We start from the raw sequence: 22,075 nt of genomic DNA, 5'->3' as shown, positions 1-22,075 counted from the left end.
CTTTACCCCGGGATGTACTCAAACTCCCGCCCCGCAATCCGCACGATATCCCCCGCCCGCACCCCCTTGGCCTTGAGGGCCGCCTCCACCCCCTGGCGCCGGAAGACCTCCTGCAGGTAGCCCGCCGCCTCGGAGAGATCCCCCTTGAGCCGGCTCAGGTACCGCTCCAGGGCAGGGGAGCGCACCTCGTACACCCCTTCCTCCAGGGGCACCACCTCCACCCCTGCCTCCACGAGAGCCCTGGGGGCCGGCCTGGGAAGCTCGGGGGCCGGGGTAGCCTTCACCAGGCTGAGGAGGGCTTCCTTCAACGCCGCCAAACCCTCCCCTGTGAGGGCGCTCACCGGGAGGACGGGAAGCCCCTCCTGGGCCAGCTCCGCCACCCTCTCCTCCACCTCCTTGGGGGTGAGGAGGTCCACCTTGTTCAAGGCGATGAGGCTAGGCCGCCTGAGGAGAGCGGGGTCGTAGGCCTCTATTTCCTTGCGCAGGGTGCGGAAGGTTTTTAAGGGCTCCTCGGCGGCGTCCAGAACGTAGAGCAACACCCGGGTGCGGGCGATGTGGCGCAAGAACTCCAGGCCCAGGCCCTTCCCCTGGCTTGCCCCCTCGATGATCCCGGGGATGTCCGCCAGGGTGAAGCGCTCCCCCTCCTCTTCCCCCACCTCCACCACCCCCAGGTGGGGGGAGAGGGTGGTGAAGGGGTAGGGGGCGATCTTGGGATGGGCCCGGGTGGTGGCGGCGAGCAGGCTGGACTTGCCGGCGTTGGGGTAGCCCACCAAACCCACATCGGCGATGAGCATGAGCTCGAGGCGAAGCCTCCTCCTCTCCCCCTCCTCCCCCGCCTCGGCGAACCGGGGGGCCTGGCGGGTGGGGGTGACGAAGTGCATGTTCCCCCGGCCTCCCTCCCCCCCCTTGGCCACCAGGAGGACCTGGCCCTCCTCCGTGAGGTCCCCGAGAAGCTCCCCGGTATCCGCATCGAAAACCCGGGTTCCCCGGGGCACCTCTATGTAAAGGTCCTGCCCGGCCCGACCGTGCTGGCCGCTTCCCTTGCCGTGCTCCCCGTCCTCCGCCTTGTAGGTGCGCTTGGAAAGCTCCGAGAGGGAGTCCACGCTTCCCCTGGCCCGGAGGTAGACGCTACCCCCACGCCCCCCATCCCCCCCGTCGGGGCCCCCCTTGGGCACGAACTTCTCCCGGCGGAAAGAGATGGCACCGTCGCCACCCCTGCCGGCGACGACGGTGATTGTCAGGACATCCCGGAACATCCAGACCGCCCCTTGGGCCTACGCCAAGGGACGCACGTGCACGTAGCGGCCTAGCCGCCCCTTATCCTGGAACTCCACCACCCCGTCCACCAGGGCGAAGAGGGTGAAGTCCCGGCCCATGCCCACGTTCTTGCCGGGCTTGAACTGGGTGCCCCGCTGGCGGACCAGGATGTTCCCGGCCCTCACCACCTGGCCCCCATACCGCTTCACCCCAAGGCGCTTGGCCTGAGAGTCCCGGCCGTTTTTGGTGGAACCCAAACCCTTTTTATGTGCCATGGCTCACCCCTGAATCTCCTTGATGAGGATCTCCGTGTAGGGCTGGCGGTGGCCCTTCTTCCTCCGGTACTGCACCTTGGCCTTGAAGCGGGAGATGGTGATCTTCTTGCCCTTGCCGTGAGCGAGCACCTCCGCCACCACCTTGGCCCCCTCCACGAAGGGAACCCCCACCACCGTCTTCTCGCCCCCCAGGAGGAGGACGGGAAGCGTGACCTCGCTTCCGGGCTCGGCCTCGAGCTTCTCCACCCTCAGCTTCAGCCCGGGCTCCACCCGGTATTGCTTGCCACCGGTCTTGACGATCGCGAACATGGCTTCCCCTTCCCAAAGCCCCCGAAGGGGCTACCGGCTTTCTACTATACCCAACCCAACCGCTTACTTCAAGCAACCAGGAAGCTACCCCGCCACCTCGAGCTTGAGGGGCCAACCTGCTCTTCCTCCTTTTGGGGATCCGGGCCTTACGGTAAAAGCCTTACCCCCTGGGTTTCCCCAGGGGGTTCCTGGTGGAGCCGAGGGGATTCGAACCCCTGACCTCCTCAATGCCATTGAGGCGCGCTCCCAACTGCGCCACGGCCCCAGGCAACGCCTATGGTACCGAGGGGGAAGGCTTTTGTCAACGGGTCCAGAGGCCGATCACCAGGGCCAGGGCCACGAAGATGACCCCCAGGAGGATGGTCAGGCGGTAAAGCCCCCCCGTGACCCCGCGGGCGGAAAAGAGGTCCGCGGAAGCCCCCATGAGGTCCCCGGCGCCCTGCTTGGGCTCCTGCACCAGGACCAGGTAGACCAAAAGCCCTGCCACGCCCAGGTAAAGAAGGATGACCAAGGTGTAAAGGAAGTCCATACCCCTACCACTTTAGCGCGGGGCGAAGGGCGTGTCCACCCGGGCGCGGTATAAAGAGGTGTGGAGCTTACCGAGATCCATGCCGCCTACCGGCGCATCCGCCCCTACATCCACCGCACACCCCTCCTCACCTCGAGGCTCTTGGATGAGCTACTAGGCAAGCGCCTCCTCCTCAAGGCCGAGCACCTGCAAAAGACCGGAAGCTTCAAGGCCCGGGGGGCGCTTTCCAAGGCCCTGACCCTGGAAAACCCCAAGGGGCTTCTTGCGGTGAGTAGCGGCAACCACGCCCAGGGGGTGGCCTTCGCCGCCCGGATCCTGGGGGTCAAGGCCCTCATCGTCATGCCCGAGGAGGCAAGCCCCTACAAGAAGGAGGCGGCCCGGGCCTACGGGGCCCAGGTGGTGGACCAGGGGGTCACGGTGGAAAACCGGGAGGAGGTGGCCAGGGCCCTCCTGGAGGAAACCGGCTACGCCTTCATCCACCCCTTTGACGATCCCTTGGTCATGGCCGGCCAAGGCACCGCCGGGCTGGAGCTCATGGCCCAGGCAGAGGAGATGGGCCTTTTCCCGGAGGCCGTCTTGGTCCCGGTGGGCGGAGGGGGGCTCATCGCCGGGGTGGCCACGGCGGTGAAGGCCTTCTCCCCAAGCACCCTGGTCCTGGGGGTGGAGCCCGAAGGGGCGGACGACGCCAGAAGGAGCCTGGAAGAAGGCGAGATCGTGCACCTCTCCCAAGCCCCCAAAACCCGGGCGGACGGGGTAAGGACCCTGGCTTTGGGCCAGCACACCTTCCCCATCCTGAAGAGGAGGGTGGACGCCATCCTCACAGTGAGCGAGGAGGCCATCCTGGAAGCCGAGGGCCTCCTCTTCACCCGCACGAAGCAGGTGGTGGAGCCCACCGGGGCCCTGCCCCTGGCGGCGGTGCTGGAGCATGGGGGAAGGCTCCCTCAGGTCCTGGCCCTCCTCCTTTCGGGGGGAAACCGGGGGTTTGGGGTTTATCCTTGAAAATCCGACATGGCGATGCGGCATTTTCCAGGATGATCCCGCGCCCCTAAGCCCAGCCCCGGCGCAAGGCGGGACTTCTTTCCCTGGAAAGGCGGAGTAAGCTTAGCCCGTGATCGTCAAGGAAGCGCTTCTACCCATAGAGGAAGTGGCCGGCAAGCTGGGCTTAAGCCGGGATAGGCTCTACCTCTACGGCCCCCACATGGCCAAGGTCCTGGGGGAACCCCCTAAGGCCAAAGGAAAGCTGATCCTGGTCACCGCCATCACCCCCACCCCGGCCGGGGAGGGCAAGACCACCACCGCCATCGGCCTAGTGGACGCCCTATGGCGGCTTGGGAAAAGGGCGGCCTTGGCCCTGAGGGAACCCTCCTTGGGCCCGGTTTTTGGGGTGAAGGGCGGGGCCACGGGAGGCGGCCGGGCCCGGGTGGAGCCCCGGCACGAGATCAACCTGCACTTCACCGGGGACTTCCATGCGGTGACCAGCGCGGTCAACCTCCTGAACGCCCTCCTGGACAACCACCTGCACCAGGGGAACGAGCTCGGGATCGACCCCAGGCGCATTGAGCTCAAGAGGGCCATCGACATGAACGACCGGGCCTTAAGGCACATTGTCCTGGGCCTGGGGGGCAAGGCCCACGGGGTGCCCCGGGAGGGAGGGTTTGAGCTCACCGTGGCCAGCGAGGTCATGGCCCTCATGAGCCTGGCCCGGGACTTCAAGGATTTAAAGAAGCGCCTGGGAAGGATCCGGGTGGGCTTCACCTACGGGGGGAAGCCCGTCTACGCCCAGGACCTGGGGGCGGTGGGGGCCATGGCCGCCCTTTTACGGCAGGCCTTCCTCCCCAACCTAGTGCAGACGGCGGAGGGGAACCCCGCCTTCATCCACATGGGACCCTTTGGCAACATCGCCCACGGCACCAACTCCCTGAGGGCAAGCCTCTTCGCCCTGGGCCTGGCGGACTACGTGGTGCAGGAGGCGGGGTTTGCCACGGATCTCGGCATGGAGAAGTTCATGAACGTGGTGGCCCGCACCACGGGCCTGGCCCCCGAGGCGGTGGTGCTGGTGGCCACCATCCGCGCCCTCCGCTACCACGGGGGGCAGGATGCCTATGAGATGCCGGACCCCCAGGCGGTGGCCAGGGGCCTCGCCAACCTGGAAAAGCACGTGGAGAACGTGGAGCTATTCGGCTTCAAGCCGGTGATCGCCTTGAACCGCTTCCCCACGGACGCCGAGGAGGAGATCGCCCTGGTGCGGGAGTTCGCTCGGGAACGGGGCCTGCCCTTCGCCCTGAGCGAGGTCTACGCCAAAGGGGGGGAAGGGGGGTTGGAGCTGGCGGAGAGGGTCCTCGAGGCCCTCTCCCTGCCCCACGCCTACCGGCCCCTCTATCCCCTGGAGATGCCCCTCGAGGACAAGGTGGAAACCATCGCCACCCGCATCTACGGGGCGGAGGGGGTGGAGTGGAGCGAGGAGGCCAAGAAAGCCCTCAAGGCCGCCAAGAAGGAGGGGTGCGAGGCCCTTCCCGTGGTCATGGCCAAGGCGGCCACCTCCCTTTCCGACAACCCCAAGCTCCGGGGAAGGCCCCAAGGCTTTAGGGTGCGGGTCACGGACCTGAGGTGCCGGTTTGGAGCGGGGTTCGTGGTGGTCTACATGGGAGGGATCGAGACCCTTCCCGGCCTGCCCAAGGTACCCCAGGCCCTGGGGATCGACGTGGACGAGGAGGGGAACATCCGGGGGATGGACTACTGAGACCGCCCCACCCTGGCTTCGCCAGGGTGGGGACCCCGGTCTGGAAAGGCAAGGGCCGGGCTAAACCCCGTGCCCGTCCGCCCGCTGCTTCTCCACGGGAAGCCCCGTGGCCCCGTGGAAGGCCTCCACCTCCTCCAGGAAGCGGCGGAAGAGGTAGAGGGCGTCGTGGGGCCCGGGGGCGGCCTCGGGGTGGTACTGCACGGAGAAGACGGGATAGCGGGCGTGGGCCATGCCCTCGAGGGTCCCGTCGTTCAGGTTGATGTGGGTGGGCTTGAACTCCTTCAGGGAGTCGATGTCCACCGCATAGCCGTGGTTCTGGCTGGTGATCTCGATCTTCCCGGTGAGGAGGTTCTTCACCGGGTGGTTGGCCCCCCGGTGGCCGAACTTCATCTTGTAGGTGCGCCCCCCCGCCGCCAGGGCCAGGAGCTGGTGCCCCAGGCAGATGCCGAAGGTGGGAAGTAGCCCCATGAGCTTCCAGATGGTCTCGTGGGCGTAGCGGGGCATGGAGGGGTCCCCGGGGCCGTTGGAGATGAAAAGCCCGTGGGGCTCCAGGGCCATGATCTGGCTCGCCGGGGTCTTTCCCGGCACCACCAGGATCTCGAAGCCCAAAGCCGCCAGGTTCTCCACGATGGCGTGCTTGATGCCGAAGTCCATGACCACGATGCGCCGCCCCGACTTCAGGGTGGGCCAGGCGTAGGGCAAAGGGGTGGAAACCTCGGGGGTCATGTCCCGCCCGTCGATGTCCGTCCAGGCCTTGGCCTCCTGGCGGAGGGCCTCGAGCTCCTCGGGGGTGAAGGCGTGCTGGGGATCCCCGAAAAGGCTGGCGTGGGCGATGGTACCCTTGAGCACCCCTCCTTCGCGGATCTTGCGCACCAGGGCCCGGGTGTCGATCCCCTCGATCCCCACCACCCCGTAGAACTCCATGAACTCCTTAAGGGTCTGCTGGGCCCTGGGGTTGGAGGCGATGCGGCTGAACTCCTTGGCCACAAAGCCCTTCACCCAGGGGCGGTTGGACTGCATGTCGTAGACGTTGACCCCATAGTTGCCCTGGTGGGGGTAGGTCATGACCACGATCTGCCCGTGGTAGCTGGGATCGGTCATGATCTCCTGGTAGCCGGTCTGGGCGGTGTTGAAGACCACCTCCCCCACCGTCTTCCCCCGGGCCCCGAAGGCATAGCCGTGGAAGACGGTGCCGTCCTCCAGGACCAAAACCGCCCGTTCCTTCACTCCAGCCATTCCTCCTCCTCAATCCCGGCTTGTTTTAGGATGCGCCTCAAAAGGTCCACGCTGATCTCACCCCGATGGGGATTGGGCAGGACCAAGCACACGGAACCCCGCACCATGAATTGGTGCCGACCCCCCGTGTAAGGCCCAGCAAATCCCAAAGCCTTAAGCCTCGCCACCAGCTCCCTCCGGGAAACAGGCCTAAGCCGCCTCGCCATGGGGCAGTTCGATGCGGACCTCGCCCAGGGGCGGAGGGGTTTCACCCCGGGAAAGCAGGAAGAGAAGCCAGTCCTCGAGGGCCGCCTGCAGGTTGGCCTCGCATTCCTTTAGGCTTTTGCCCGTGGCCCACACCCCGGGCAGGTCCGGAACCTCCCCATAGTAGGGCTCCTCGTCCTGGATGAGCTCGTAGCGGGCCCGGGCCATGGCCTCCTCCAAGTAGCGGGTCAGGGTCCCCATCCCATCCATTCTAGCCCCCGAAGGCCCTTGGGGAAAGGTGCTTGATGACCGCGATCTCCCGGCAGTTCTCGTAGAAGGGACAGGCGTTGCACTCGCTCCACACCTTGGGGGGCAGGGCCTCCCGGGTGGTGACCTGGTAGCCCAAGGAGCGGAAGAAGCCCACCTGAAGCGTCCAGGCAAAGACCCGGGGCAGGCCCAGGTCCCGGGCCTCCCGTTCCGCCCCCAGGACCAGCCAGCGCCCAAGCCCCTCCCCCTGCCTGTTGGGGTGCACCGCCAGGCCCCTGATCTCCGCCAGATCCCGCCACAGCACGTGCAGGGCCACGGTGCCCACGATGTTCCCGTCCTCGTCCTCGAGGACCTGGAAGTCGCGGATGTTCTCGTAGAGGTGGCTGTGGCTCCTGACCAGCATCAGGCCCTTCTCCGCCCAGTAGCGGATGAGCCAGTAGATGGCGTCCACATCGCTCAGCCTGGCCTTCCTGAGCTCCACCCCCGCCTGGCGCCGCACCTCGGGCAGGGTAACCGTGGAGAGTTCGATTCCCGTCTCAAGCAAGGCCCACCTCCTTCTTGGCCTCCTGGATCCTCTCCCGCACCGCCTCGGGGGCCGTGCCCCCGAAGGAACCCCGCCGATGGATGGCGGATTCCAGCCGGAGAAGCGGCAGGGCATCCTCGGCGAAGAGGGGGTGGTGGGCCCTGAGCTCCTCCAGGGTCAGGTCCTTCAAGGCCCTTCCCTCCTCCACAAGCCTCCGCACCAGGCGCCCCACCACGTGGTGGGCCTCCCGGAAGGGAAGCCCCCTTTCCGCCAGGTAGTCGGCGAGCTCCGTGGCCAAGGCATAGCCCTCCTCCGCCGCCCGCCACATCCTCTCCCGCCGCCACCTGAGCCCGGGAAGAAGGGCGGTGAGGAGCTTAAGGCTATCCCGGTAGGTGGCGAGGGCATCCAGAAGGGGTTCCTTGTCCTCCTGCAGGTCCTTGTTGTAGGCAAGGGGCAGGCCCTTCACCACGGTGGAGAGAGCCACCAGGGCCCCTAAGACCCTTCCCGCCTTGGCCCGGATGAGCTCCAGGATGTCCGGGTTCTTCTTCTGGGGCATGATGGAAGAGCCGGTGGCGAAGGCATCCGGGACCTCCACGAAGGCGAACTCCTCGGTGCTATAGAGGATGAGTTCCTCCGCCATCCGGGAGAGGTTCAGCATGCCGATGTTGAGAGCGGAAAGCACCTCCAGGGCGAAGTCCCGGCTCGCCACCGCATCCAGGGAGTTCCGCATGGGAGCGGAAAAGCCGAGCTCCCGTGCGGTGTAGTGGCGGTCTATGGGGAAGCCCGTCCCCGCCAGGGCCGCAGCCCCCAGGGGGTTTTCGTTAAGGCGCTCCCTGGCGTCCCTCAGCCTTCCCGCATCCCGGAGAAGCATCTCGTAGTAGGCCAAAAACCAGTGGGAAAGCAAGATGGGCTGGGCCCGCTGCAGGTGGGTGTAGCCGGGAAGGACGTAAAGGGGCTCGAGGTGCCGCTCGGCCTCCCGCACCAGAACCCGCCGCAGGTCCAGAAGGAGGGAGAGAAGCTCGTCTATGGCCCCCCGGAGGAAAAGCCGGAGATCGGTGGCCACCTGGTCGTTCCGGCTCCTCGCCGTGTGGAGCTTGCCCCCCGGTGGACCCACGAGTTCGATGAGGCGGGCCTCCAGGTTCATGTGCACGTCCTCAAGCTCCTCCCGCCAAGGGAAGGTGCCCGCCTCGATCTCCCGCTCGATCTGGTCCAGGCCCTCGAGGATGGCCCCTAGCTCCTCCTCGGTGAGAAGGCCCACCCGGTGGAGCATCCGGGCGTGCACCCGGTTCTGCCAGAGGTCCTCCCGCCAAAGGGCCCGGTCAAAGGGAAGGGAAGCGTTAAAGCGGGCCGCCAGCTCGCTTGGGCCCTCGGCGAAGCGGCCCCCCCAGGTCCTATGCGCCATGGCCCTTCCCTTCCCCCTCGTTCCCTGACGGCAAAGCCTCCACCAAGGCCCGTACCCTGAGCCTCAGGGCGTTGATCTTGATGAAGCCCTCGGCGTCCTTCTGGTCGTAGCCCCCGAGCTCGTCGAAGGAAACCAGGTCCTTCTGGTAAAGGCTTTTGGGGGCCTTCCTTCCCACCACGTAGACGTTTCCCTTGTAGAGCTTCAGCCGGGCCACCCCGGTGACCGCCTGGGCCACGTGGTCGAAGTAGGCCTGGAGGGCCTCCCGCTCCGGGGCGTACCAGAAGCCGTAGTAGACGAGCTCGGCGTACTTGGGGGCAAGCTGGTCCCGCTGGTGGAGCACCTCCCGGTCCAGGGTGAGGCTTTCCACCGCCCGGCGGGCATGGTAGAGGAGGGTCCCCCCCGGGGTTTCGTAGACTCCCCGGGACTTCATGCCCACGAAGCGGTTCTCCACCAGGTCCACCCGGCCCACCCCGTGGCGGCCTCCGATCTCGTTGAGCCTTTGCAGCAGGGCTGCCGGGGAGAGCCTTTCCCCGTTCACCGCCACGGGATCCCCCCGCTCAAACTCCACCTCCACGTACTCCGGGGCATCGGGGGCTTCCTCGGGGTCCACGGTCATGCGGAACATCCCCTTGGGGGGTTCGGCCCAGGGGTCCTCGAGGACCCCACCCTCGTAGGAAATATGCAGGAGATTGGCGTCCATGGAATAAGGTTTCTCCTGGGTCACGGGAACGGGGATGCCGTGGGCCTCGGCATAGGCGATCATCTCCTGCCGGCCCTTGAAGCTCCACTCCCGCCAGGGAGCGATCACCCGGATGTCGGGCTTCAAGGCGTAGGCGGTGAGCTCAAAGCGCACCTGGTCGTTGCCCTTGCCCGTGGCCCCGTGGGCGATGGCCTCCGCCCCTTCCTCCTCGGCGATCCTCACCAGGTACTTGGCGATGAGGGGCCGGGCGATAGAGGTGCCGAGGAGGTAGTACCCCTCGTACACCGCACCCGCGCGGAACATGGGGAAGACGAAGTCCCGCACGAACTCTTCCCTCAGGTCCAGGGCGATGGCCTTGGAGGCCCCGGTCCTGAGGGCCTTTTGCCGGGCCTCCTCCACCTCCTCCCCCTGGCCGATGTCCGCGGTGAAGGCGATGACCTCGGCCTTGTAGGTTTCCTTGAGCCACTTGAGGATAATGCTGGTATCCAGCCCACCGGAGTATGCCAGGACGATCTTCATGCCAACCCCTAGTCTACCCCCTCGAGGGGGTATGCATAAGTATACAGGAACCCCTCTGGCTCCGCACCTCCTCCTTGACAGGCCATCCCGGTCCGGGTATGTTTGCCCCGTAAAGAAAGGAGGGATTATGAAAAAACTCGGGTTCTTAGCCATGGGCATAGGCTTGCTGGGCCTTTGGGCCTGTACGCCACCGCCCCAGGGCCTCCAGGGAAATGTCTTCACCAGCCCCAGCGCCGGGGGGCAGCCCGTTCACGGGGCCAGGGTAATCGCACAGGTGGGAAGCCGGAAGGTGGAAACCACCACCGGCTTGGACGGGCACTTCTCCCTGCAAATACCCGGCAACGCCCAGGCTTTCACCCTCACGGTCCTCCCCCCTGCAGGCCAGGGTGTGGCCGCCTTGACCTTCGCGGAGGTCCCTTTAAGCGCCTACCGTTCCCCCTACGGCGCCGCCTCGGAAATGAATATCTACCTTCCCGCACCTCCCTCAAGAATCCTTCCTGGCTATCCCCCACGCACTGGCTACCTCACCGGTACGGTAACCCTGGGAGGCCAGCCGGTAGCCAGCTCCACCCCGCGAACCTTGAACCAACTCTTCGATCCTCCCACACCTTGTGAGGACGGCCTAGTGGTCTTTGGCGGTTTCCGGACCGTCACCACGGATACCAACGGCCAGTACCAGATCCCGGTAGTTTCCACCAACAACCTCTATGCCGCCTCGGGAAGCGTGTGGGCGGGCAATTACACGGGCACCGACACGGGGGACTGCAACACGGCCACCGAATACTACTGGAGCCACTTCCGGTACGTGCCCGATGCCTGGGTGTACCTGAACGGGTCTTCCACGCAACAGGACATGGCCCTCGAGGCCTTTGACCCCCAAGCCAACCCCAGCCGGGTCACCACCCTCCAGGTCACCCACGACCTATCCGGGCTTTCCCAATACAACCCCGATCCCACCAGCCCGGGATGGAACGCCTTCTCGGTAAGTGTTCCCACCTTCAACCACGCCATCCACTCTGACGAGGTGGAGCTCGGCCAGTATTACTATTTTGGGCAGGCCAGCAAAACCCTTCGGGTCTACAAGCTGCCCCCGGGGGCCAGCGCCCAGCAGATCGCGGTAACCAGCATCGCCATCCGCTTCCGAATCGTCGACAACACCCTCGAGGTCCTCGACCTTTCCCAAGCTCAAAACTGGCGGGATGGCACCAACCTGGCCAACCCCCTCACCGTCCATTTCCTGGACACCCCCAAACTGGGGATTGAAGATGGGACCACCCTGGGAGCCACCCCTACCTTGACCTGGAACCCGGTGGCCGGGGCCAAGGTGTACGTGGTATCGGTGTACGACGAGGGCGGCAACCTGGTGTGGGCAGGCTTCACCCCGAACACCTCCCTCGTCGTGCCCTTCCCTCTCGCCACCGGGGCTTCCTACTTCTGGGACGTCTACACCGACGATCAAACCGAGATGCTGGACTACATCGGCATGGACCCTGCGGCCCTCCAGGCACGGCTATACCTGGACACGAAACACCTGGTACGGCTAAAGTCCTTGCGGACCAACCCGGTAAATCGGCAAAGGGGCGAGCTGGCTAAGGCCTATCTGGATAACCTGGGGTACATCCCCCAAGGGGCCTACCAGAAGCTCCTGCAAAACGGCTACCGGAAGTCCGTGAGCGAAATCCGCTCCTTCACCGTTCAGTAAGGAGGATAAAGATGCGGACGAGCAAAAGGCTTCTCCTTCTTTCGCTCCTCCTTGCCGCCTGCAGCCAAGCCCCTCAGGGCCGGGTTCCCGGGGAGCCGGGGCTTATCCAAACCGGGGAAGGGCCTGCGGTGGCGGGAGAGATCCTGGTCAAATACCGCCCCGGCCTCAGCCCCCAAAGCCTCACGCCCCTGGGGGAAAGCCAGAGGCTCGAGGCCCTCTCCGACCCCACCTGGGGTGAGCTGGCCCGAATCAAGGTACCCGTGGGCCAAGAGGAAGCGTACGTGGCCGTTTATGCGTCCAGGCCCGGGGTGGAGTACGCCGAGCCCAACTACTGGGTGGCCAACCCCGCCCGGGAAGTCCTGGGCACCTTAAGTCTGCCTGGGAAACCCCAAGGGCTTCGCACGCAGGCGTACTCAGATAACGTGACCGACCCTTACTTCGTCCAGGTGCCGCCAGGGGATCCCCTGGCGGCCATGGGGGCCGACGGAACCCCGTACCAAAATGTACCCTACCTATGGGGCATCCACCGCATTCGGGCCCCTGAGGTGTGGAACGAGGGCTACCGGGGCCAAGGAGTGGTGGTGGCGGTGGTGGACGAGGGGATGGACCTAAACCACCCTGACCTCGCCGCTAACCTCTGGCAAAACCCCAACCCCAACAGCCTAACCTGCCCTGGGGAGCACGGCTACGATTTCGTGGACGACGATCCCGATCCCTCCGACTCGGGGGGCCACGGCACCCATGTGGCGGGGACCATTGCCGCTCCTGTCAACGGCATCGGTGTGGTAGGGGTAGCCCCCGAGGCCAAGCTCATGGTCCTTCGGGGTCTGGGCTACTTTGGCGGCACCAACTACATGCTGGTGCGGGCCCTGAAGTATGCCGCCGACTGCGGGGCTAAGGTGGTGAATAACTCCTGGGGTTCAGGGGCCCGGAGCAAGGCTTTCCTGGACGTGCTGGAGTATGGAACCAGGAAGGGGGTGGTTTACGTTTTCGCCTCGGGCAACGCCTATCGCACTGGAAACCGGCCCTCTTACCCCGTTTCCTATGGCACCCTGCTCCCCGGGGTCATCGGGGTGGGGGCCACCAGCAACGACAACCGAAGGGCAGGTTTTTCCAGCACGGGGCCGTACGTCACCGTCGCCGCACCCGGAGCGGCCATCCTCTCCACGGTGCCCGTGGCCCAAAACCCGGCCACCCCTTACGCCTTCCTCCAGGGAACCTCCATGGCCTCCCCCCACGTAACCGGGGTGGTGGCCCTCCTCCTCTCCGCCAAACCCACCGCAACCCCCGAGGAAATCCGCTTGGCCCTGGAACAGGGAGCCAACGCCCGGCTCACTGGCCAAGCGGCGAAGCCTGACTACGCCGCAGGCGGCCAGTACGGCTATGGCCTTGTGGATGCCAAGGCTAGTCTGGACACACTCTTAGGCCAGTAGGGGCGGAATAGGCCTCGAGCCAACTAAAGCTCGAGGCCTAACTTCTTTAACTGGGGGAAACCCATGGGGAGAACCTCCCTCTTACCTTGGATCCTGGCCATGGTCTTCTCCGCGACCCTGGCCCAAAAACCGGAAGCCCCTATTCCCAGGCCCCGCCCCCCCGAGGAACCCCTAAGCCCTCCCGTACTGGAAGTGCGGGTGCTCTTTGGGGAAACACCCACACCAGGCATCCTTGTGGTCCTTCAACCCATGGCCCCCAACCGCATGCCCTCTGGCAAAGGGATCCTTCGCCTCACCGACAAGGACGGAACCGCCCGCTTTCCCCTCACCGGGGAGGCCACGGGCTTTCTCATTTCCTTTCACGACCGGGAAAGGGGACTCAGGCTCCAGATGCCCCTGGCCTTTGCCCTCGGCACCTGGAGCCTTGGGCCCTACCGCTTCACCCTCAGCCTCTCCCCGCCCTAAATGTGGATGGCCTTTTCCCAAGCGGCCAGGGCGGCTTCCTTGAGGATCTCGGAGAGGGAAGGGTGGGCGTGGGGGGCCCGGCCCAGGTCCTCCGCGCTGGCCTTGAAGAAGATGGCCAAGGCCGCCTCGGCCAGGATATCCCCCACCCGGGCCCCGATCCCGTGGACCCCCAGGATGCGGTCGGTCTTGGCGTGGGCCAGGACCTTGACGAAGCCCTCCGTCTCCCCCATGGCCCGGGCCCGGCCCGAGGCGGAGTAGGGGAAGCGGCCCACCTTGTAGGGGATCCCCTTCGCCTTGAGCTCCTCCTCCGTGTACCCCACCCCCGCCACCTCGGGGTGGGTGTAGACCACGCTGGGGATGGCCAGGTAGTCCACGTGGCCGTACCCCTTGGCCATGTGCTCCACGGCAGCGATCCCCTCCTCGCTGGCCTTGTGGGCCAGCATGGGCCCCGGCACCACATCCCCGATGGCGTAGATGTGGGGGACGCGGGTCCTGAGGTGCTCGTCCACGGGGATGCGCCCCTTCTCATCGGTGGCAAGGCCTGCCCTCTCCAGGTCCAGGCCCTCGGTGTAGGGCCTGCGGCCCACGGCGAGAAGCACCCTATCGGCGGTGAGGACCTCTCCCCCCTCCAGCTCCACCCGGGCCTCCCGGCCCTCGGGGCGCACCGCCTTCACCTTGACCCCGGTGCGGATCTCAAGCCCCTCCTTCCGGAAGACCTTTTCCGCCGCCCGGGATAGCTCGGCGTCCATGGTGGGGAGGATGCGGTCCAGGTACTCCAGGATGAGGACCTCCGCTCCCAGGCGGTGCCAGACCACCCCGAGCTCCAAGCCGATGACCCCGCCCCCCACCACGATGAGGCGGCCCGGCACCTCCGGGAAAGAAAGGGCCTCGGTGGAGGTCACCACCCGCTTGCCATCCACCTCCGCCCAAGGGGGGATGAGGGGGGCGCTCCCCGTGGCGATGAGGAAGTAGCGGGCGGAAAGCTCCTCCCCGGTTTCCTCCACCAAAACCTTCCGGTCCGAGAGAAAGCGGGCCCTTCCCAGGTGGCGGGCGATGCCGTTTTTCTTGAAGAGGAACTCGATCCCCTGGGTGTTGGCCTGGACCACCTTGTCCTTGTGGGCGAGAAGGGCGGGAAGGTCCACCTCGAGGCCCTGCACCCTAGCCCCGATCAAGCCCTTTTTCACCTCGTAGATGCGCTCGGTGGTTTCCAAAAGGGCCTTGGAGGGAATGCACCCCACCCGCAAGCAAGTGCCCCCCAGGGCCTTTTCCTTCTCCACCACCCCCACCTTCATCCCCAGCTGGGCGGCCCGGATGGCGGCCACGTACCCCCCGGGCCCCGCCCCGATCACCAACAGGTCGTAGGCCTCCACGCTAGACCTCCAGCATCAGGCGCACGGGGTTTTCCACCAGCTCCTTGACCCGCCTCAGGAAGGTCACCGCCTCCCGGCCGTCCACGATGCGGTGGTCGTAGGAAAGGGCCAGGTACATCATGGGCCGGATCACCACCTGCCCCTCCCGGGCCACGGGCCTTTCCTGGATGGCGTGCATGCCCAGGATGCCCACCTGAGGTGGGTTGAGGAGGGGGGTGGAGTTGAGGGAGCCGTACACCCCCCCGTTGGTGATGGTGAAGGTGCCCCCCATGAGCTCCTCGGGCTTCAGCTTCTTGGTGCGGGCCCTTTCGGCGAAATCGGCGATCTGGCGCTCGATCTCGGCGAAGGAAAGCCGGTCGGCATCCCGGATGACCGGCACCACCAGCCCCTCTCCCCCGCCCACGGCCACCCCGATGTCGTAGTAGCGGTGGTAGAGGATGGTGTTGTCCCGGATTTCGGCGTTGAGCTCGGGGATCTCCTTGAGGGCCTGGACCACCGCCTTCACGAAGAAGCTCATGAAGCCCAGCTTCACCCCGTGCTTCTTCTGGAAAGCCTCCCCGAGCTCCTTCCTCAAGGCGATGATGGCGGACATGTCCGCCTCGTTGAAGGTGGTGAGCATGGCGGTGGTCTGCCGCACCATGAGGAGCCTCTCCGCAATGCGGCGGCGCAAGGGGCTCATGGGCACCGCCTCGCTCACCCGCCAGGGGCGGTCGGCCGGGGGTTGGGCGGGAAGCGGTGCGGGCTCCGGCATCCGGGGAGGCACCGCCTGGGGCGGGGCCTGCTTGGCCCTCTCCTCCAGGTGGCGCTCCACGTCCTCCTTGAGGATCCGCCCGCCCAGGCCCGTGCCCACCACCTCCCCTGGGGATACCCCCGCCTCCCGCAAAACCCGTTCCGCGGCGGGCATGGCCAGGGGTTCCTGGGGCTCGGGTGCCTGGGGTACCGCGGCCTCGGGCTCAGGCCGGGGAAGCCCCTCCCCCGAGGCCTTAAGCAGGGCGATGGCCTCCCCCACCCTGGCGGTTTCCCCGGTGCGCTTCAGGATCCGCTCCAGGGTTCCCGCAAAGGGGGCGGGGAGCTCCAGGGTGGCCTTGTCGGTGATGAGCTCCACCAGGGGCTCATCCTGGGCAAAGCTTTCCCCTTCCTTCTTCAGCCAGGCGCCGATCTCCACTTCCACGATGGACTCGCCCACGGAGGGCACTTTCAGTTCCTGCACCGTCTACCTCCTCACTTAAAGGCTTCCTCAAGAAGCGCTTCCTGCTCCTCTCTATGCACCTTGGAGGAACCCACGGCGGGGCTTGGGGACTCCGGCCGGGCCACCACGCTGAAGGGGTGGCCGTAGATCTCCCCGCAGAAGCGGGCGGAGAGGTACCACCAGGCCCCCTGGTTCACCGGCTCCTCCTGGACGTAGATCACCGGGGTCTTCCTGGGGTAGAAGCCCAGGGCCTCCTTGAGCTCGGCCTCGGGGAAGGGGTAGAGGAGTTCCAGCCGGATCAAGGCCACGTCCTCCGCCCCCACCTCCCTCCGCTTTTGCAGGAGGTCGTAGTAGACCTTCCCCGAGGTGAGAAGGACCTTCCTGGCCCCCTTGACCCTTTCCGGGATCACCTTCTGGAAGCGCCCCTGGGCCAGCTCCTCCAGGCTGGAAACCACCTCGGGGTGGCGGAGGAGGCTTTTGGGGGTGAGGACCACGAGGGGCTTGCGGATGGGGCGCTTCACCTGGCGGCGGAGGAGGTGGAAGAACTGGGCGGGGGTGGTGGGGTAGGCCACCTGGAGGTTGTCCTTGGCCCCAAGCTGCAAGAAGCGCTCCAACCGGGCGGAGGAGTGCTCGGGGCCCTGGCCCTCGAGGCCGTGGGGCAGGAGGAGGACCAGGCCGGAAAGCCGGTTCCACTTGGCCTCGGCGCTGGCCAGGAACTGGTCGATGTAGACCTGGGCCACGTTGACGAAGTCCCCAAACTGGGCCTCCCAGAGGACCAAAGCCTCGGGGTAGTCCAGGCTGTACCCGTACTCAAACCCCAGCACCCCGGCCTCAGAGAGGGGGGAGTTGTAGATCTCCACCTCCGCCTGCCCCTCGGCCAGGTGCTGCAAGGGGATATAGGGCCTTCCCGTCTGGTAGTCGTACAGGGCGGCGTGGCGCTGGGTGAAGGTGCCCCTTAGGGCATCCTGCCCCGTGAGGCGCACCCGGTGCCCCTCGGCGGCCAAGGAGGCGAAGGCCAAGGCCTCGCCCGCCGCCCAGTCCAGGGGACGCTTGGCCTCGGCCATCTCCTTTCGGGCCTCGAGGAACCGCTTCAGCTTGGGATGCACCTGGAAGCCCTCGGGCACGGTGCTCAGGCGGAGAAGGAGCTCCTTTAGCGCCTCCAGGGGCACCCCGGTGTCCACCTCGGGCACCAGGTGGTCGGGCCCGCCCACGTACCCCTGCCAGATGCCGGAAAGGCCATGGGGCACCACGGGGCCCGGCTCCGCCTTGACCCGGGCGAACTCGCTCTCCAGGTTCGCCAGGTAGGCTTCCTCCTTGGCTTTAAGCTCCCCCTCCGCCACCACCCCTTCGGCAAGGAGCCTTTCCCCATAGACCTTCCAGGGCTCGGGCTTCTTGGAGATGAGGGCGTACATGGGGGGCTGGGTGAAGGTGGGCTCGTCCGTCTCGTTGTGGCCCCGGCGGCGGTAGCCCACCAGGTCGATGACCACGTCCTTCCCGAAGCGCTGGCGGTACTCCAGGGCCAGGCCCAGCACGAACCAGAGCTCGTCCAGGGCCTCGGCGTTCACGTGGAAGACGGGGGCCCCCACCATCTTGGCGATGTCCGTGGGGTAGCGGCAGGAGGTGTACTCCTCGGGCAGGGTGGTGAAGCCCAGCTGGTTGTTGGCCACCACATGGAGGGTCCCCCCCACCCGGTAGCCGGGAAGCCGGGAGAGGTTAAGGGTTTCCTGGACGATGCCCTCCCCGATGAAGGCCGAGTCCCCGTGGACCAGGATGGCGAGGCCCCTCTTCCGCTCCCGGTCGCCGAAGCGGTCCTGCTTGGCCCGAAGCCTCCCCAGGGTCACGGGGTTCACGAACTCCAGGTGGCTGGGGTTGAAGTTGAGGGAAACGTGCACCTTCCCGTAGGGGGTGGTGAGGTCGTTGGAGAAGCCCAGGTGGTACTTCACATCCCCCGAGTAGCCCTCGGGGAAGATCTCCTCGAACTCGCGGAAGATGCGCTCAAAGGGCTTGCCCACCACGTGGGCCAGGACGTTGAGCCGCCCCCGGTGGGCCATGCCCAGGACCACCTCCCTGACCCCGTGGCGGGCGGCTTCCTCTACCGCTTCCAAGAGAAGGGGGACCAGGCCTTCCAGACCCTCGAGGCTGAAGGTCTTGGCCCCCAGGTACTTGCGTTGCAGGAAGGCTTCAAAGAGGCTCGCCTGCATGAGGCGCTCCAGCATGCGCCGGCGCACCTCCCGGGGAGGCTTGGGCCAGGGGGCCTCGATGCGGGAAAGAAGCCAGGCCCGCTCCTCGGGCTCGGTATGGACCACCTCAAACCCCACCGGGCCCAGGTAAACCTCCTCCAGGCGGCCCAGGAGGTCCCCCAGGGTGGGGGCGCCGAAGAAGGGGGGAAGGGACCTAAAGAGATCCTCCCGGGAAAGGCCGTGGGCCTCCAGGGAAAGCTCCTTGGGCCTAGGCCGCTCCCGCCCCAAGGGGTCGATGCGGGCCGCCAGGTGCCCAAGCTCCCTGTAGGCCTGGACCAGGCGCTCCACCTTGAGGAGGAAGGCCAGGTCCACCGCCTCGGCCAGGGGAGCGGGGGTGGCTCGTCGGCCGTCCTCGAGGGGTTCTCTTCGGGAACCCTCCAGGGCGAGGGCGGAAAAGTAGCGGCGCCACTCCTCCGGCAGGGAGAAGGGATCCTCCAGATAGGCCCGGTAGAGGGCCTCCAGGTAGCCTTGGCTTTCCAACGTGAGCTCCATCCTACCTCCCAAGAAGGGGGCGTATACCCCCTTCATCTACGCTACACCAAAAAGCGGTGTAGGTGCTTTAGGACCTTTACAATAGGGCCATGGTCCTGAAGGAGAAACAGGAAGGCGTCCTTATCCTCACCCTAAACCGGCCGGAAAAGCTGAACGCCATAACCGGTGCCCTGCTGGACGAACTTTACCAGGCCCTAAAGGAAGCCCAGGAGGACCCCGGGGTCCGGGCCCTCCTCCTCACGGGGGCCGGGCGGGCCTTCTGTGCGGGGCAGGACCTGGGGGAGTTCGGGGAGGGCAAGCCCGACTACGAGGCCCACCTCCGCCGCTACAACCGGGTGGTGGAGGCCCTGGCGGGGCTGGAGAAGCCCCTGGTGGTGGCGGTGAACGGGGTGGCGGCAGGAGCGGGGATGAGCCTGGCCCTTTGGGGCGACCTGCGCCTGGCAGCCCAGGAGGCCAGCTTCACCCCCGCCTTCGTGCGCATCGGCCTGGTGCCGGACTCGGGGATGAGCTTTATCCTGCCCCGGCTGGTGGGGTTCGCCAAGGCCCAGGAACTCCTCCTCCTCTCCCCCAGGCTTTCCGCCGAGGAGGCCCAGGCCCTCGGCCTGGTGCACCGGGTGGTGCCGGGGGAAAGGCTTTTGGAGGAGGCCCTGGCTCTGGCCCGGGAGCTGGCCCAGGGGCCTACCCGGGCCTACGCCCTCACCAAGAAGCTCCTTTTGGAAACCTACCGGCTTTCCCTCACGGAAGCCCTGGCCCTCGAGGCCATCCTCCAGGGGGAGGCCGGGCGCACCCAGGACCACGAGGAGGGGGTAAGGGCCTTTAGGGAAAAGCGCCCGCCCAGGTTCGTGGGCCGATGATCCGCTACCTCCGGGGCACGGTCCTGAAGAGGGAGGAAGGGGGGTTTCTCCTTCTGGTGAACGGGGTGGGCTTCCTGGTGCAGGCCCCCCAGACCCTTCTGCAAAGCCTCAAAGAGGGCCAGGAGGTGGCGGTCCACACCCACCTCCAGCTCCGGGAGGAGGGCCTGTTTCTCTATGGCTTTCCCGACGAGGAAAGCCTCCTCCTCTTTGAGCTCCTCCTTTCCGTGAGCGGGGTGGGGCCCAAGGTGGCCCTCTCCCTTCTCTCCGCCCTCACCCCCAGGCTTCTGGCCCAGGCCCTGGCCCAGGGGGACCTGCGCCTCCTCACCGCGGCAAGCGGGGTGGGAAGAAGGCTCGCCGAGCGGATCGCCTTGGAGCTCAAGGGGAAGGTGCCCCCAAGCCTCCTCACCGGGCAAAAGGTGGAAAGCCAGGCGGCGGAGGAGGCCATCCTGGCCCTCACCGCCTTGGGCTTCAAGGAGGGCCAGGCCCGGGGGGTGGTCCTGGACCTCCTGGCCAAGCGCCCCTCGGCCAACGCCCAGGAGCTCATCAAGGAGGCCCTGAAGCGGTTGCGCTAACGCCGCTCCAGGATGGCGATGAGGGCCTCGAGGTCCTCCGCCCCCCTGCCCTGACGGAATGGGTTGAAGGGCTCTCCCTGCAGAAGGGCCTGGAAGGCCCTACCCCCTGGACCCTGCCCACCTTGACGCGGACCCTGGCCTGGGGGCGGACCCTGGCGGTTTTGGCGCTCCCTTTGCAGCTCCAGCCTACGGGTATCCAGCCATTTCAGCTGGGCCGGGGTGAGGATCTTGTCCTCGATCTCCACCAGGATTTTTTCCGCCTCCTTGGGCTTGAGATCGGGAAGGGTTCGTAGCCGCTTGAGGAGGGACAAGAGCCTCTGGGCCTGCGCCTTGGTGAAGGAAAGCCCCCTCTGCCCATCCATCTCCAGGAGGAGACGCACCGTGCTGGAAAGCTCAAAAACCGGCTGGTACGCCTGTAGTCGTTCCCGCACGGCTGGGTCCAAACTTCCCTGGGTCTGGCCCTGAGCCAAGACCAAGCCAAGGAGAAGGAAAAACCCCGTAACCGCCGCGATCTTCTTCCCCATCCTTCACCTCCTACTCGTACCGCAAGGCCTCCACCGGATCCAGCCGGGCCGCCCGCCAGGCAGGGTAGAGGCCAAAGAAAACCCCCACGAAGACCGCAAACAGGAAGGCTATCCCTGCGCTCAAAGGGGAGAACACCGGGCTTACCCCGATGGCCTGGCCCACGAACCGGGCCATGAGAAGGCCTAGCCCTACCCCCAGGACCCCTCCCCCCACGGAAAGGACCACGGACTCCGCCAGGAACTGGGCCAGGATGTCCTTGGGCCGCGCCCCCAGGGCCTTGCGCACCCCGATTTCCCGGGTACGCTCGGTAACCGAAACCAGCATGATGTTCATGATGCCGATGCCTCCCACCAGCAGGCTGATGGCTGCCACTCCCCCCAGGAAAAGGGTTAGGACCAGGGTGGTCTGGTTCACGCTTTGCAAGGCATCCTGCTGGTTGGTGATGGAGAAGTCGTAGGTGCTGGGGTCCACCAGGCCCCGGCGCTCCGCCAGAAACTGGGTCAGGCGCTCCTGGAGTTCCTTCAGGCGATTGCGGTCTGCCCCCTGCACATAGATGGCGTTTACCTTGGGCTCCCCCGCCTCGAGGCGGGCCAGGTGCTGCAGGTAAGTGGAAAGGGGCACGAAAACCTGGTAGTTAACGCTGGCGAAGCCCTGGTCCCCTTTGTCGGGCAGAACCCCGACCACGGTGAAGGGAATCCCCCCGATACGCAGGCGCTGGCCCAGGGGATCCTCACCCCCAAAGAGATCCTGGGCGATGCCGTAACCGATCACCGCCACCCGCCGCCTTAGGTCCACATCCTCCTGGGTAAAAAAGCTTCCCCTTTCCGGCTCAGCGTTGCGCACCCGGGCAAAATCGGGCCAGGTACCCACCACAGTGGCCCTGAGATTACTGGCCCCATACTTGAGCTGGAAGTTCCCCTGAGCCACGGGAGCGATGCCCACCACCTCCCCAGGGAAGGCCTCCTGGATGGCATAGGCGTCGGAAAGGGGAAGGGTGGCGGGCCCGCCAAAGCGCACCAGCCCGCCTCCTGGACCCCTTCCCCCCTGGGCCGGGCCCACGGTGAGGAGGTTGGTACCCAGGCCCTCCAAAAGGGAGGTGATCCTTTGGGTGGTCCCCTGGCCCACCATGGTAAGGGCCACCACCGCCGCCACCCCGATCACCACCCCCAAGGCGGTGAGGGCAGAGCGCAAGGGATTGGCGGCCATGGCCCTCAGGGCGATGCGCACCACCTCTACCAAGGAAAGCCCCACCTTTCCCCGCAAGTTGGCCTCCTTGCCAAGCCCAGCCACCAC

General features: G+C 66.3%; 22 protein-coding genes and 1 tRNA gene. 7 read left to right on the top strand and 16 right to left on the bottom strand.

Going from position 1 to position 22,075, the window contains the following annotated elements; all coding sequences use genetic code 11:
• Positions 1 to 2: 2 nt before the first annotated feature.
• The 5 genes from obgE to secG all read right to left on the bottom strand — a co-directional run bounded on the left by obgE (position 3) and on the right by secG (position 2,370).
• A complete protein-coding gene (gene obgE / locus KQ693_RS04015) occupies positions 3 to 1,256 on the bottom strand; it encodes a GTPase ObgE (protein WP_267261992.1) in 1,254 nt (417 codons plus the stop codon).
• Between the two features lie 18 nt (positions 1,257 to 1,274).
• Positions 1,275 to 1,532, bottom strand: coding sequence for a 50S ribosomal protein L27 (gene rpmA, locus KQ693_RS04010; RefSeq protein ID WP_015716231.1), 258 nt, complete (start codon positions 1,530 to 1,532; stop codon positions 1,275 to 1,277).
• 3 nt (positions 1,533 to 1,535) lie between these two features.
• On the bottom strand, positions 1,536 to 1,841 hold the full coding sequence (gene rplU, locus KQ693_RS04005) for a 50S ribosomal protein L21 (RefSeq protein WP_267261991.1): 306 nt from the start codon (positions 1,839 to 1,841) through the stop codon (positions 1,536 to 1,538).
• A gap of 189 nt (positions 1,842 to 2,030) precedes the next feature.
• A tRNA-Ala gene (locus KQ693_RS04000) sits at positions 2,031 to 2,106 on the bottom strand.
• 36 nt (positions 2,107 to 2,142) lie between these two features.
• Positions 2,143 to 2,370 carry a preprotein translocase subunit SecG gene (secG, locus tag KQ693_RS03995; protein WP_015716208.1) on the bottom strand — a complete coding sequence of 76 codons (228 nt, stop codon included), beginning with the start codon at positions 2,368 to 2,370 and terminating at the stop codon, positions 2,143 to 2,145.
• Between the two features lie 60 nt (positions 2,371 to 2,430).
• On the opposite strand from secG, the gene KQ693_RS03990 reads away from it, so the two are divergent.
• Together KQ693_RS03990 and KQ693_RS03985 are read left to right on the top strand one after the other, a co-directional pair.
• The gene (locus KQ693_RS03990) at positions 2,431 to 3,369 is read left to right on the top strand and encodes a threonine/serine dehydratase family protein (RefSeq protein ID WP_267261990.1); all 939 of its coding nucleotides are present in this window, start codon (positions 2,431 to 2,433) and stop codon (positions 3,367 to 3,369) included.
• Positions 3,370 to 3,478: 109 nt separating this feature from the next.
• Positions 3,479 to 5,110 (top strand): formate--tetrahydrofolate ligase, encoded by a 1,632-nt coding sequence (locus KQ693_RS03985; protein WP_267261989.1) that lies wholly within the window; start codon positions 3,479 to 3,481, stop codon positions 5,108 to 5,110.
• A 60-nt stretch (positions 5,111 to 5,170) separates the two neighbouring features.
• Here the strand turns inward: KQ693_RS03985 and carA are convergent, their stop codons facing one another.
• The 6 genes from carA to KQ693_RS03955 are packed head-to-tail and all read right to left on the bottom strand — an operon-like array spanning position 5,171 to position 9,940.
• Complete coding sequence (gene carA / locus KQ693_RS03980) at positions 5,171 to 6,346, bottom strand: glutamine-hydrolyzing carbamoyl-phosphate synthase small subunit (protein WP_267261988.1); 1,176 nt, start codon at positions 6,344 to 6,346, stop codon at positions 5,171 to 5,173.
• Positions 6,334 to 6,552, bottom strand: a complete 219-nt coding sequence (locus KQ693_RS03975; RefSeq protein WP_267261987.1) for a type II toxin-antitoxin system HicA family toxin — start codon at positions 6,550 to 6,552, stop codon at positions 6,334 to 6,336. The genes carA and KQ693_RS03975 overlap by 13 nt, the downstream gene beginning before the upstream one ends.
• Positions 6,536 to 6,799 (bottom strand): type II toxin-antitoxin system HicB family antitoxin, encoded by a 264-nt coding sequence (locus tag KQ693_RS03970; RefSeq protein WP_323808512.1) that lies wholly within the window; start codon positions 6,797 to 6,799, stop codon positions 6,536 to 6,538. The genes KQ693_RS03975 and KQ693_RS03970 overlap by 17 nt, the downstream gene beginning before the upstream one ends.
• Before the next feature lies 1 nt (position 6,800).
• Complete coding sequence (locus tag KQ693_RS03965) at positions 6,801 to 7,340, bottom strand: N-acetyltransferase (protein ID WP_267261985.1); 540 nt, start codon at positions 7,338 to 7,340, stop codon at positions 6,801 to 6,803.
• Positions 7,333 to 8,721: an argininosuccinate lyase gene (gene argH, locus KQ693_RS03960; RefSeq protein WP_267261984.1), complete on the bottom strand. Its 1,389-nt coding sequence runs from the start codon at positions 8,719 to 8,721 to the stop codon at positions 7,333 to 7,335. The genes KQ693_RS03965 and argH overlap by 8 nt, the downstream gene beginning before the upstream one ends.
• Positions 8,711 to 9,940 (bottom strand): argininosuccinate synthase, encoded by a 1,230-nt coding sequence (locus KQ693_RS03955; protein ID WP_267261983.1) that lies wholly within the window; start codon positions 9,938 to 9,940, stop codon positions 8,711 to 8,713. Before KQ693_RS03955 ends, argH begins: the two co-directional genes overlap by 11 nt.
• A gap of 127 nt (positions 9,941 to 10,067) precedes the next feature.
• On the opposite strand from KQ693_RS03955, the gene KQ693_RS03950 reads away from it, so the two are divergent.
• The 3 genes from KQ693_RS03950 (at position 10,068) to KQ693_RS03940 (ending at position 13,540) form a co-directional block, all read left to right on the top strand.
• Positions 10,068 to 11,642: a hypothetical protein gene (locus KQ693_RS03950; protein WP_267261982.1), complete on the top strand. Its 1,575-nt coding sequence runs from the start codon at positions 10,068 to 10,070 to the stop codon at positions 11,640 to 11,642.
• A gap of 11 nt (positions 11,643 to 11,653) precedes the next feature.
• Positions 11,654 to 13,075, top strand: a complete 1,422-nt coding sequence (locus tag KQ693_RS03945; RefSeq protein WP_267261981.1) for a S8 family peptidase — start codon at positions 11,654 to 11,656, stop codon at positions 13,073 to 13,075.
• 99 nt (positions 13,076 to 13,174) lie between these two features.
• A complete protein-coding gene (locus KQ693_RS03940) occupies positions 13,175 to 13,540 on the top strand; it encodes a hypothetical protein (RefSeq protein ID WP_267261980.1) in 366 nt (121 codons plus the stop codon).
• Here the strand turns inward: KQ693_RS03940 and lpdA are convergent.
• Genes lpdA through KQ693_RS03925 form a run of 3 tightly spaced genes read right to left on the bottom strand, consistent with a single transcriptional unit; the run spans position 13,537 to position 18,831 of the window.
• Positions 13,537 to 14,910, bottom strand: a complete 1,374-nt coding sequence (gene lpdA, locus KQ693_RS03935; RefSeq protein WP_267261979.1) for a dihydrolipoyl dehydrogenase — start codon at positions 14,908 to 14,910, stop codon at positions 13,537 to 13,539. The genes KQ693_RS03940 and lpdA overlap by 4 nt on opposite strands.
• Position 14,911: 1 nt before the next feature.
• A complete protein-coding gene (odhB, locus tag KQ693_RS03930) occupies positions 14,912 to 16,120 on the bottom strand; it encodes a 2-oxoglutarate dehydrogenase complex dihydrolipoyllysine-residue succinyltransferase (RefSeq protein ID WP_267261978.1) in 1,209 nt (402 codons plus the stop codon).
• Between the two features lie 11 nt (positions 16,121 to 16,131).
• Positions 16,132 to 18,831 (bottom strand): 2-oxoglutarate dehydrogenase E1 component, encoded by a 2,700-nt coding sequence (locus KQ693_RS03925; RefSeq protein ID WP_267261977.1) that lies wholly within the window; start codon positions 18,829 to 18,831, stop codon positions 16,132 to 16,134.
• Between the two features lie 89 nt (positions 18,832 to 18,920).
• Between KQ693_RS03925 and KQ693_RS03920 the strand changes: the two genes are divergently transcribed.
• Together KQ693_RS03920 and ruvA are read left to right on the top strand one after the other, a co-directional pair.
• Complete coding sequence (locus KQ693_RS03920; RefSeq protein ID WP_267261976.1) at positions 18,921 to 19,685, top strand: enoyl-CoA hydratase-related protein; 765 nt, start codon at positions 18,921 to 18,923, stop codon at positions 19,683 to 19,685.
• Positions 19,682 to 20,257 carry a Holliday junction branch migration protein RuvA gene (gene ruvA / locus KQ693_RS03915; RefSeq protein WP_267261975.1) on the top strand — a complete coding sequence of 192 codons (576 nt, stop codon included), beginning with the start codon at positions 19,682 to 19,684 and terminating at the stop codon, positions 20,255 to 20,257. The genes KQ693_RS03920 and ruvA overlap by 4 nt, the downstream gene beginning before the upstream one ends.
• Here the strand turns inward: ruvA and KQ693_RS03910 are convergent.
• The gene (locus tag KQ693_RS03910) at positions 20,254 to 20,781 is read right to left on the bottom strand and encodes a hypothetical protein (protein WP_267261974.1); all 528 of its coding nucleotides are present in this window, start codon (positions 20,779 to 20,781) and stop codon (positions 20,254 to 20,256) included. The two genes, ruvA and KQ693_RS03910, sit on opposite strands and share 4 nt — an antisense overlap.
• 10 nt (positions 20,782 to 20,791) lie before the next feature.
• Positions 20,792 to 22,075 (bottom strand): ABC transporter permease, encoded by a 1,284-nt coding sequence (locus KQ693_RS03905; protein WP_267261973.1) that lies wholly within the window; start codon positions 22,073 to 22,075, stop codon positions 20,792 to 20,794.

Origin of the sequence: Thermus brevis (genome assembly GCF_026427635.1) — a bacterium.
GTDB classification, from domain to species: Bacteria; Deinococcota; Deinococci; order Deinococcales; family Thermaceae; genus Thermus; species Thermus antranikianii.
Note: the sequence above shows the minus strand (reverse complement) of the source record. Positions and strands in the feature narration are given on the sequence as shown.